This is a genomic window from Vibrio sp. ZF57, from assembly GCF_001691235.1.
GTDB lineage: Bacteria > Pseudomonadota > Gammaproteobacteria > Enterobacterales > Vibrionaceae > Vibrio > Vibrio crassostreae_C.
Genome location: NZ_MAKD01000023.1, coordinates 1 through 13,330 on the forward strand (window position 1 = coordinate 1; position 13,330 = coordinate 13,330).

At 46.3% G+C, this 13,330-nt stretch carries 1 protein-coding gene; it reads left to right on the forward strand.

Annotated elements, in window-relative coordinates:
* A partial coding sequence (locus A6D97_RS02970) for a cadherin-like domain-containing protein (protein ID WP_065583809.1) occupies nt 1-13,313 on the forward strand: 13,313 nt, incomplete at its 5' end.
* Between the last annotated feature and the right edge of the window lie 17 nt (nt 13,314-13,330).

A 13,330-nucleotide genomic window follows, 5' to 3' on the forward strand; every position in this document is an offset into this window, starting at 1 on the left:
CGAGCGAAGACATCGTGAAGTCGATTGTGGTGACTTCAAGTGACTTCGATAACGATCCCGTGACAGCAACGGTTACGCTGACGATTACCGATGGTGATATCCCAACCATCGATGCCGTGCCAAGCGTTACTCTATCTGAAACTAACCTTAGCGATGGCTCTAGCCCGAGCGGTAGCGCAGTAAGTCAAACCGAGACGATTACTTTCACTAACCAAAGTGATGATGTGACGAGTTTCCGCATTGAACCAACTGAGTTTAATGTCGGTGGTGTACTGAAATCGAATGGGTTTGCGGTCGAGATAAAAGAAGATTCTGCTAATCCGGGCACTTACATAGGCTTTATTACCAACGGTTCGAGCGCTGAAGTCCCCGTGTTTACCATTAGCTTCTCTTCAGCCACGTTAGGTGAATACACTTTCACTCTACTTGAAGCGCTAGACCATGTTGCTGGCCTAGCGAACAATGATCTGAGCTTTGATCTGCCTGTTTATGCGGTAGACAGTGATGGTGATGATTCACTGGTATCGCAGCTTAATGTAACGATTGATGATGATGTTCAAATCATGCAAGGTGGTGCGCTCAATATTACCGAGCCGACCGTCGCTGATTTAGCGGCTGGTACACCGACCACGGCTACTTTTGATGTCATGCCAAACCAAAGTGCTGACGGCGCGACCATCACTCAGTTCACTTATGATGGCGTCGTAAACACCCTCGATCAAAATATTGCAGGCGAACAGCAGTTTATCTTCGCAGAAGGCAAACTGTACATTACCCTCGAAGGTGAAGTTCGCTTTGAGCCTAATCGAGATCTTGACCATACGGCCGGCGATATTGTTAAGTCGATAGTGGTGACCTCAAGCGATTTCGACAAAGACTCAGTCACGTCAACCGTTACGTTAACGATCACCGATGGTGATATTCCAACCATTGATGTTATTCCAACGGTTAGCTTATCTGAAACGAACCTGACGGATGGTTCAGCCCCAAGTGGCAGTGCGGTAAGTCAAACCGAAACCATCACCTTCACTAATCAAAGTGATGATGTGGTCCGCTTCCGCCTTGAACCAACAGAGTTCAATACCAATGATGCACTCACATCGAATGGTTTAGCTGTTGAATTACGTGAAGATCCGCAAGGGTCGGGCAACTACATCGGATTTACAACCAGCTCGTCGAATGCGGTAACCACAGTATTTACGTTGAGTTTTTCTGGGACAACCTTAGGTGAATACACCTTTACCTTAATCGAAGCCTTGGATCATCAAGATGCACGTGTCAACAACGACCTGAGTTTTGATCTGCCTGTGTATGCGGTGGATAGTGACGGCGACGATTCGTTAGTCTCTCAGCTTGGCGTGACTATTGGTGATGATGTGCAGTTGATGCAAGGCGGCACAATAACCAGTCGTGAGCCTGCTGGAGTCGTCGAAACATCGAATACTCTGGACGTGATGCCAAATCAGAGCGCAGATGGAGCAAAAATCACTTCATTTGTGTTTGATGGAAACAGTGCAGAAAGCCTTGATCTCAATGTGAATGGCGAGCAAGAGTTTGTGTTCACTGAAGGTTCTGTATTTATTACCACAGGAGGTGAGATACGATTCGAGCCTGTGCGAAATCAAGATCACACGAGTGGTGATATTACTAAGACGATTGTTGTTACATCTACTGACCTTGATGGTGATATCGTCTCATCTACCGTGACATTGAAGATTACCGATGGTGATCTTCCAACGATCGATTTGGTCCCTGGAATTACGCTCTCAGAAGTGGATCTCGCTGATGGTTCTTCGCCAACCGGCAATCCAGTGGCGATGACTCAAGTTATTACCTACTCAGAGGGTAGTGACGATGTTAGTTATTTCAGAATTGACCCTGCTCAGTTCAATACTTCGGGGGCTTTGAAGTCGAATGGATTAGAGGTTGAGATTAAAGAGCAGCCAGCGAATTCTGGTAATTACATTGGCTTCGTCAAGGACGGTTCTAACGTCGAAACCAACGTCTTCACGATCAGTTTCTCGACAACCAATCTAGGGCAATATACGTTCACACTGCTTGAAGCGTTAGACCATACAGATGGATTACAAAACAATACTCTAAGTTTCGATGTCCCTGTTTTAGCGGTTGATACCGATGGTGATGATTCTGCAATGTCGCCAATGACCGTGGTGATCACCGATGATGTACAAGGCGTTCAAGATGGGGCGTTAAGTATCACTGAGCCTTCACTTGCTGATATAGCAGCAGGTACGCCAACCACGCCAACAATCGACGTTATGCCGACACAGAGTGCTGATGGCGCGAAAGTGACTCAGTTTATCTACGATGGTGGCACGGCTGTTACGTTAGACCCAACTGTGTCTACAGAACAAGTTTTTACCGTAACCGATGGCTTACTGTACATCACGATTGAAGGTGAGGTGCGCTTTGAACCAAGTAGAAATCTAGACCATTCATCTGGCGATATCGTGAGAACGATAGTCGTGACGACCAGTGATTTTGATAACGATACCGATACCGCGGATGTCACGTTGACGATCAAAGACGGAATTGATCCGGTTATCGACGTAGTGCCAGATATTAACCTATCGGAAGTTGGTCTTGCTGATGGCTCTATGCCGAGTGGTTCAGCGGTTAGCTCGACACAAACGATCACTTATACCGTGGGTAGTGATGATTTAAGCCACTTTAGAATTGCAACCAACGAGTTCAATCCTGGCGACCTACTCAAATCAAATGGTCTTGTTGTTCAGTTAAAAGAAGATCCTGCTTCACCTGGCGACTACATCGGGTTTACTGATGACGGGGCCGGTAACGTAACTAATGTATTCACCATTGATTTTGATAGCGTTAATAAAGGGCAGTTCACCTTCACTTTGATTGAGGCGTTAGATCACCTTGATGGTGATCTTAATAACAGCCTCAACTTCAACCTGCCTGTTTACGCCGTTGATACCGATGGTGATGATTCGGTTAAACGCGATGTCATGGTAACGATACAAGATGACATTCAACAGATGCAAGATGGCACGTTAAGCATCACAGAACCAAATACTGGCACACCAACCACTGCTACTGTTGATGTAATGCCTACACCAAGTGCTGATGGGGCGACCATTACTCAGTTTACTTTTGGTGGTGGTTCAGCGATCACCTTGGATCAAACTAACAATGGCGAGCAAGAGTTTACCTTCACTGAAGGCTCACTGTTTGTCACGCTAAGCGGTGATGTAAGGTTCGAACCAAACCGAAATCTAGATCATTCTGCGGGCGACATTGTTAAGTCGATTGTGTTTACGTCTTCTGACTTTGATAAAGATACCTTTTCATCAACAGTCACGCTTACGATTGTTGATGGCGATGGACCAACAATCAACGTTGTGCCAAGTGTCAGCTTGTCGGAAAGCTTACTTGCGGATGGTTCGACACCTAGCGGAACGCCTGTCAGTGTGACTCAGACTATCACCTCGCTAGCGAGCAGTGATGACATTGGAAAAATAGTCGTTGAAGCTGGGCTGTTCAATACCAACGGCGTGTTGAAGTCTGATGGCCTTGAATTGAGTTTACGTGAGGAGCCTGCGGGTTCTGGCGACTACATTGCGTTTACGACGGATGGTTCGGGTGGTGAGAAAATCATATTCACCCTAGATTTTGATGATACTAATCCTAGCCAGTATACCTTTACGCTGCTTGAGCGTTTGGATCACGTTGATGGCTTAGGAAGCAACGATCTGAGTTTTGATCTTTCTGTTTACGCGCAAGACACCGATGGCGATATTTCAGCGTCTAAACCGCTTTCAGTAACCATCACCGATGATGTCCAGTTAATGACGTCTGGTGCGCTTAGCATCACTGAACCAAGCACGGGCACACCTACCACAACGACATTTGATGTGATGCCTGCGCAAAGTGCTGATGGCGCCACCATAACCAAATTTACTTATGGTAGTCAGCCTGAAGAGTCTCTGGTGCAAACCAACACTGGTGAGCAAGAGTTTGTATTTACGGAAGGTTCGTTGTTTATCACGCTTGAAGGTGATGTGCGCTTTGAGCCTAATCGAAACCTGAATCATTCTGGTGGTGATATCGTTAAGACGATTACCGTGACATCAGAAGATAAAGACGGTGATATTGTTACTTCGACCGTGACATTGACGATTTCAGATGGTGCTCCACCGGTAATTGATACTGTACCAACGGTTGCATTGGAAGAAGCGAATCTCGTGGATGGTTCATCTCCGAGCTTACCTGTGAGCCAAACTGAAACCATTGCTTTCACAGCGGGAAGTGATGATGTGAGCTATTTCCGTATTGATACCACTCAGTTCAACACGTCTGGTGATTTGAAATCGGATGGCCTAGTGGTTCAGCTTAAAGAAGATCCAGCCAACAGCGGAACCTATATTGGTTTCGTTGAGAGTGGGGGTGTTCAAACGGATATCTTTACCATCACTTTTAATAGTGTAGTGCTAGGCGAATACACCTTCACTTTGTTGGAAGAGCTCGATCATCTGCCTGTGCAAGGCAACAACGATCAAGTATTCACTCTGCCAGTGATCGCGGTCGACCAAGACAATACCGACTCTGTGATGAAACCTTTGACCGTTACTATCACCGATGATGTGCCTGTCATTACCGATACGACAGCGACCAGCACATTTGTGGTTGATGAAGATGATCTCGGCTCTGCGATTTCTCAAGCAACAGGTGCATTTGTTACCACAGAAGGTGCAGACCAAGTAGAGGTTTACGAACTGCGTAATATCTCTGCGCTTGAAGCGACATTGACCTCTGGAACTGAAGCGATTTCTATTACAGAAGTCACAGGTGCCGCCAACACAACGACCTATCAAGGTACGACGACAAGTGGAACTCCTATCTTCACGCTCGCGCTAGCGAATGACGGCTCTTATACGTTTACGTTGCTAGGTCCTCTAAACCATCCAACAAGCCCGAATTCCAATACCTTAACGATTCCATTTGATGTCGTTGCGGTTGATGGTGACGGCGATGATTCTAACCAATATGTATTGCCAATCGAGGTGCTAGACGATGCGCCAGTAATGAGTGCGCCGACGGGTGAAACGGTTGTCGATGAAGACGATCTTACTGGTATTGGTTCCGATCAATTTGAAGACACCATTATTAATGGCCTGTTCACTGTCGATGAAGGCGCGGATGGTGTTGTGAAGTATGAACTGGTTGATGAAGATTTGGTTCTGACTGGCTTAACCTCCAACGGAGAAAGTTTAGAGTGGCTTGCTGTTTCACAAAGCGGCACAACATTTACTTACGTTGCTCAAACTGCAACGAGTAATGAAGCTGTGTTTGAGATTATTTTCGATACCTCGGATAACAGCTATCAGTTTGAATTGTTTAAACCACTTAAGCACCCTGATGGCGCGAATGAAAACGCAATTGACCTTAACTTTTCTGTTGTTGCAGAAGATTTTGATCAAGACCAATCAAACGCGATCGATTTGAAAATCACGGTGACTGATGATGTTCCATTGGTGACAACTCAATCGATCACACGAATTGAAGGCCAGGGCTATGGTAATTCCAAAGTTGACATGTTTGCTAATGCGACGGATGTCGGCGCGGATGGCGCGGTACTGAGTCGAATTGAGGGCATTACCAGTAATGGTGCAGATATTGTTTTCCGTACAGGAAACAGCGGGCCGTACAGCAGCAGTTTCGATTTAAATAGCGGTAGTCAACAAGTACGAGTGTACGAACAAACCGACGATGGTAGTGGTGGCGTGGACACCCGTGAGCTAGGGCGTTTGCGTATCAACTCAAATGGCGAGGTTGAATTTAGAGCTAACGGCTATCTCGATCATGACGGCCTAGACACCATCGATTTTTCGATTAATGTGATTGCGACGGATGGCGATTTAGATACCTCTGAAACACCGTTAGATATAACGATTACTGATAGGGACTCTACAAGAATCGCTCTGAAAGTGACGACCTTCGAGGATGCGGGTAGAGACTCAACCATACCTTATGCAACAGGCGATGAGCCGGCTCTTGAGAATATTCAAGATAACCAAAATGGTTTGCCTAATGCGCCAGCTCAAGTTGCGCTGCAAGTTAGTCTGTATGACCAAGATAACGCTGAATCTATTGGCCAGTTGACGATTAAAAGCCCGAACGGAGGTGATAGTCATCAAGGTACTTTTTATTACTTTGATGGTGCTGACTACATTGAATTAGTGCCTGAGTCAAATGGGAGCATTATATTTGGTCCTCCTCAACTCGAACAAAGCTTTGCTCCAAATCCGAATGAGCCAAGACAAACTATTGCGACGATAGACAACTTGTTCTTTGTTCCGGACCAACACGCTAGTTCGGATGAAACTGGTGGGCGCGTTCGTTATGAGCTAGAAATTGAGAAAAATGGCAATACGGATCACACCGTTAACTCAAACTTCAGAATCGAGATTGAAGCGGTAGCGGATATTGCAACGTGGGATGACGCCAACAGTACTTATCAGTATCAAGTGAATGAAGATGAAGACAATGTTACGTTGCAGCTGAATGCTGAATCGCAAGATAACAGTAATACTGAGACGATTACCTATGAACTTGAAGCGATTCAGGGTGATGGGAAGTTTGAGTTACTTGATCAAAATGGCAATGTGTTAACGCCTGTTAATGGTGTTTATATCATCGCATCTGCTGATATCAATAGCACAGTCGTTAACCCAATCGACAACTTCTCTGGACAAATTGAGTTCAAAGCGACGGCAATTACGGAAGAGACGCTTAACCCATACGATGACTCAGCGAACGGCGGGTTAGACAAAACGACCGCTCGCTCTGTTGAGCAAAATATTATCATTGCTGTGACTGCCGACGCGGATCCTGGTTCATTCAGTGTTAACAGGATTCGTATTAACGAAGACAATATTGATGACCCAGACTACCTAGGTCCTCTGGACAACAAAGATGCCTTCACGCTAGACGAAGTCATCACAATGAACGGCTCAGTGGACACTGATGGTTCAGAAGAGCTATTTGTTCGTATCAGTAATATTACCGAAGGGGCGGTGCTTTATTTCCTTGGAACTACGACCCCAGTTCCTACAATCACCATTAACGGTATTGATTATCAGGAAGTGGCGTATTCCGATCTCGCCAACGTAGAGATTGTTCCGACTAAACACAGCAATGTCGATTTTACTTTTGATGTAACCGGTGTGGTTAAAGACACTGCGAACCTCTCTACTGGTGCACAAGTTGATGAAGAAATCCTAGGAACTAAAACGGTTAACGTTGAGGTTAAAGGGGTTGCAGATATTCCTTATGGCGGTACAAACGGTTCGGCTTGGACAGCAATCACCGATGGCACAACACCTGGTGTTCAAACCACGATCCAAGAGAGCCAGAATGGAGACAGCTACGCCGAGCTTGATTTCACCGTGTTGTCGGGAGAGAGAAGACCTGATCCTGCAGCAGTAGATCAAACCCCATTACCTGACGATGGTTCAGAATCCATAACCGTTATCCTCTCGGGTATTCCTGATGGCGTTATTCTGGAAGACGGTGACGGTACCATTATTGACCTTAACTTTGTCGGTTACGAAACCGGTCCGGGTGGTAGCCCCGATCTTTCTAAACCTATCTACGAAGCGAACATCACTGACGCAGTTAAAACCTCAGGAATCCGCATCAGACCTGTCGATTCTTCAACAGAGAACATTCACATTCAGGGTAAAGTGATCGTGACTGAGAATGACGGTCATACGCTTACGTTTGACCAAGAAGTGCGAGTGTTGGTCGAACCTAGAATCGATACCTCAGCGACGTACAGCACAGTCACTAATGGCGATGAAGATACGGCGATCAGTATTGATTGGCACCCAGAGGGTACTGATTATATTGATGATGATGAGCATTTCACTTCTATTGTGATCAGTGCCATTCCGACAGATGTTGAAAGTGTTGTGGTTAATGGCGATGTAACTTGGGTTTACGATGCTTCAGCAGGCACTTTAACCATTACGCCGAAGAGTGGACAGACGGCAGAAGAGTTTACTCAAATTGCACTGAACAATAATTTTATTCAGATCACACCTGAACAAGACTCGAGCACCGACTTTACGCTTAATACGGTTGTCATGATCGAAGAGCGAGATCATGAGTATGTTGATGCGACTGATCCTGGTCAGGGCATCGCTACCGCGACAATCACGGGCTCGATTGATGTTATCGTACGTCCAGTCGTTGAGCCGAAAGACGCTAGCAACAAGCTTATCGTCGATGATGTGCTGGGTACTGGAGCACTAGCAACCGTAGTTGCTGATGCAAACACTGGCGTGCTTAAGTTCACAACCAACAGCGATAATACATCGGTTACGGATGAGTTCGTCATTCGATATCAAGAAACAGATGCTTCGTCCGCTATCGAAGAAGTTGACCAGTTAGTTATTGAATTAACAAACGTGGACGGTTCGGAGCTATCAGATGCTGTACTCAATCAACTGCTCGTTATTGGCGCTGCTTATGAAGGCAATGGGCGCTGGGTTGTAACGAATGAAGACATATTTAGCATCAGTGCATCGAACGGCCTTGTTCTTCCTTCAGGAAACAGCGGGGCAGGAGGGTTCAATGACATCAAGATGGATATCTTTAGCACGGTAATAGACCGAGGTGATGGTGCTGAGGTTGAGTCATCTACGGCCGCTCGTAGGGACGGAGAAGTCACTCTGTCATTCCCTCAAGTGGTGGCTGGGAGTACTAAGGTTGCAGCCGATATTGATATAACACCAGACAGTGTTGTTGATGCGATTGAGGACACCCAGTTAGATCTAGGTACGGCATTGAATGGTTTAATTACTTTCTCGGGCGAAGATGACTCAACTGATCAAGTGACCATCATTATTGATGACAGTGTGACCATTAATCCAGGAGCGGTGAACGAAGTCACCTTCCCAATTAGTTTATCGGGAAGCAGCGACCTAGACTTTGTTAATGGCAAATATGTATTCCAGACTACCGTCGATCAAGGGGTCTCGACCGACCTCTCTGGACTACTGCTTAACTTACCAGCCGACTACTCCGGCGACTTTAGGTTGCCGTTGACGATAGTAACTAAAGACGTATTGTCGGGGGATGAGAAAACTCTAGTGACAGAAGTAGTCATTAAAGTTGCTCCTGATGTTGAAGGTAACCCAGATATTGACGTTACTGTCGTTGGTTCGCTTGACGATTCGTTTAACCCTGTCGATACCGACGGTCAAGCAGGGCAAGATCCAGTCGGCTACGAAGATACCTATATCCAACTTGATTTCAGCTCGACCATTGATGACCAAGTAAGCGGAGTTGAAGGTGGTGACGAAAAATTCACCTCTATCACACTGACGTTAAATGACACGAGTGTTGGGGCTTTCTATACCAGCGCAGGGGTATCGCTTGGCACATCGGTGACCTTTAATGAAGCTGAGATTAATGCAGGCGCGTTGGATAATGTACTATTCCGACCGGCGTTAAATTACCCAATAGATAATGACGTAAATCAGGTGCAAGTGAATGTCAGCGGGACGATTACCGATACTGCTACATACAATGATGCAGCTTCGCCAACTGGCAGCGCGACTGATACCGATACTTTCTCTACCAATGTCAGTTTTGAAGTCGTTCCTGTGGTGGATGACGTGTCTGTCACTGGCCCGGGTAGCGATCCTGATGTTATCGAGATTACGGGTACTGAGGACCAGCTGATTTCTTTGTCGGGCACAGGGCCTGTATCGATTGCACTGACTGACCTTGATGGCTCAGAACAGTTTGTGTCGATTAAGTTTACAGATGTACCTGATGGCTTCCAGATGCGTGCAGATGCTGGTTCGGCATACACGGTGAAGAATAATGGTGGTGGTGAGTGGAGTGTTCAACTACCTCAAGCATCAGGGTTATCGTTCGACTTGAGTGAGATTTCGATTTTACCGCCTAAGGACTTCAGTGGTACGGCTGAATTTGGTGTTGCCGTATTTACTCAAGAATCTTTGTTGGGTGTGCCTACTGCAGCATCAAATCTGCCAAGCTTTAAGCTGCATGTGGTACCTGTGGGTGATGATGTTGATACTAATCCAACAGATTCTGTGACAGGTAACGAAGGTCAAAACATTGATATCGAAATCAATGCGACGATTTTGGATAAAGAGCTATCTGCAACGGGCAACGGCACTTATACCGAGAATGCACCAGAGACACTTCGAGTAGAAGTTGCGGGCGTTCCTCAAGATGCCTCTATCTATTATCCAGACGGCACAACCTTGGCTAGTTATGATCCAGTTACGCAGCTTTGGACACTTGATGTTCCTGCACAGTCGCTCGATAAGATCGTATTCAATTCAGGTGAACACAATAGCGATACGGGTAATGTATTAGGCATTAATGGCCCGCTGCAGATTACCGTTCGCTCTGTGGATACTGACGCTGATAACACCGAATATTTGGGGACGCCAACCAGCTTCGATGTTGATCTGGTGATTGATCCTATTAACGATCAACCGATCTTTGTGAACGTAACGAATATTGAAACATCGGAAGACATTAGTGTTGCTATCGACAACTTTAGTATCTACGACGTTGATGCTAACTTTGATAATCCAGACGCTCCGTATGTTCTTACGTTGCAAGTCGATCAAACACTTCCGGGAGCGCAAGGTGTGTTTGAGTTTACGAGCTCACCTGACGTGACGTTTGTATTGCAACCTGGTGGCTCATTGGTGATTACCGGTAAAGAAGCCGACATCAATACCGCATTGACTAATGGAGCCGTGACTTTCAAACCAGACCCAGACCAGAACTATCTCAACCAGAGTGGTTTAGTCACGATTAATGCAACACTCGATGACGGCGGTAATAATGGCTTGATTGATGCGGGTGATCCGAATACAGCACAGACCAACCAAACTACTTTCACCATTAAAGTAACGGAAGTGAATGACGCTCCTGTGGCAACTGATGTTGATTTAGGTTCGATTGCTGAAGATGGTCAAATAGTGATTGTGGAAGGAGACTTGATTTCAGTAAGTTCTGACATTGAAAACCATAACCTGACGGTTACGGGTGTAACCCTGACTCAAGGACAAGGCCAATTAACGCGCTTTGAAAACGCAGGTGGCGCCGATAACGCGGCGATTACCGGACCATTCTGGCTGTTCGTTGCAGATAATGATTTCAACGGTGATGTGAAATTCAACTATTCCATTATCGATGATGGCACAACCAATGGTGTGGATGATTTCTTGACCGATAGCGCTGAAATTAGCCTCATCGTAACGGAAGTGAATGATGCACCTGTCGCGACAGACGTTGATTTAGGTTCGATTGCAGAAGATGGTCAAATCGTCATTGTTGAAGGGGATTTAATTGCAGCAAGCTCTGACCCAGAAAACCACAACTTAACAGTAACTGGTGTAACTCTGACTCAGGGACAAGGCCAACTAACCCGCTTTGAAAATGCAGGTGGCGCCGATGACGCGGCGATTACCGGACCATTCTGGCTATTTGTAGCGGACAACGACTTTAACGGTGACGTTAAATTCAATTACTCAATTACTGATGACGGTACAACTAATGGCGCGGATGACTTCCTAACCGACAGTGCTGAAATTAGTCTTGAAGTAACGGAAGTGAATGACGCTCCTGTAGCAACGGACATCGACTTAGGCAACATCCTTGAAGAAGGTCAGTTGATCATCAAAGAGGGCGATTTAATTGCTGCGACGAGCGATCCGGAAAACGACACGATTACCGTGACTAATCTGGCGCTCGATGAAGGCCAAGGTCAACTACAACGCTTCGAGAACGTAGGTGGTGCTGATGATGCTACGATCACTGGCCCATACTGGGTATTTACGGCAGCTGATGAATACAACGGCAACGTTAAGTTTACCTATACCGTAGAGGATGATGGTACAACCAACGGCGCTAATGACTTCCTAACGGATACAGCGGAGATCACCGCGATTGTCGATGGAGTGAACGATACACCGGTCGTTAATGGTGACAGTGTCACTACGGTTATTGACGAGGATGCTGGTCAACTGTTGAGTGGTATCAATGTCAGTGACCCTGATTATGTAGATACATTTTCTGATGATCTGATGACCGTCACGCTGACGGTGGATTACGGTACATTGAATGTATCACTTCCAGCAGTGACGACGGTTGTTGTTAACGGCAACAACACGGGTTCAGTCATCTTAGTGGGGACATTGAGTGACCTGAATGCGTTGATTGATACGCCAACCAGTCCAAATGGTGTTTTCCTTGATGCGAGCCTGTCTCCAACCAATAGCATTGGATTAGAAGTTGTTGCCAAAGACAGCGGCAACCCTTCAGGTATTGCGATAGAGACAGCACCTGTGGTTTACAACATCGCGGTGACGCCAGTGGCGAATGCACCAACCCTGTCTATCGATAGTGCGACTAACTACGTGAGAAACATTACTGCGAGTCAGTCTGTGAGTGCGAGTGGCATTCCTTTAGTTGGGATTATCGCAGCCTTAACGGACATTACAGAAGAGCTAACGCTGCATATCAGTGATGTACCTGCTGGCGCTCAAATCACCAGTGCTGCGGGTTCTGTGACGGATCTTGGCGGTGGTGTTTGGGTAGCAACGGCAGATGCAATTGAAAGCTTGCAAGCGGTTGGGCTTTCTCAAACTCCAGGTAACTACACACTGAAAGTCGAGGCGGTTTCTGAAGAGACTGACAACAACGATACAGCAACCTCTGCATCGATTGACCTTAACTTGAACATTGTGTCTAACGCAGTTGATATTAACTTGGCTTCGGAAACCGATGATGTTCAGTTACTGGCTGGTGCTAATGCGACTGACTTAACGGGTGGTTCAGGGAATGATCGACTTGAAGGTGGCGCAGGTGACGATACGCTTGTTGGCGGTGACGGTAACGACACCCTGATTGGCGGCGGAGGCTCAGACATTCTGACTGGTGGTGATGGTATGGACTCGTTCGTATGGCTTAACATCGAAGATGGTGTTGAAGATACGATTACCGACTTTGATTTGTCGGAAGGGGACAGTATTGACTTGAGAGAAGTGTTGCCGGAGCTTAAAAATACATCTCCAGACATGACCGCGTTGCTACAACAGATAGACGCGAAAGTGGACGGGGATGATATTGAGCTTACGATCAACCCGGATGGCTTAGGTACTACGGAACAGGTGATTGTGGTTGAAGACCTTGCGCCACAGCTAACCTTAAGTAGCACCATGCCTTCGGATATTTTGGATGCGTTAGTGCAACAAAATGTCATCACTCACGGTTAACGCTAAATTGGAGGCTA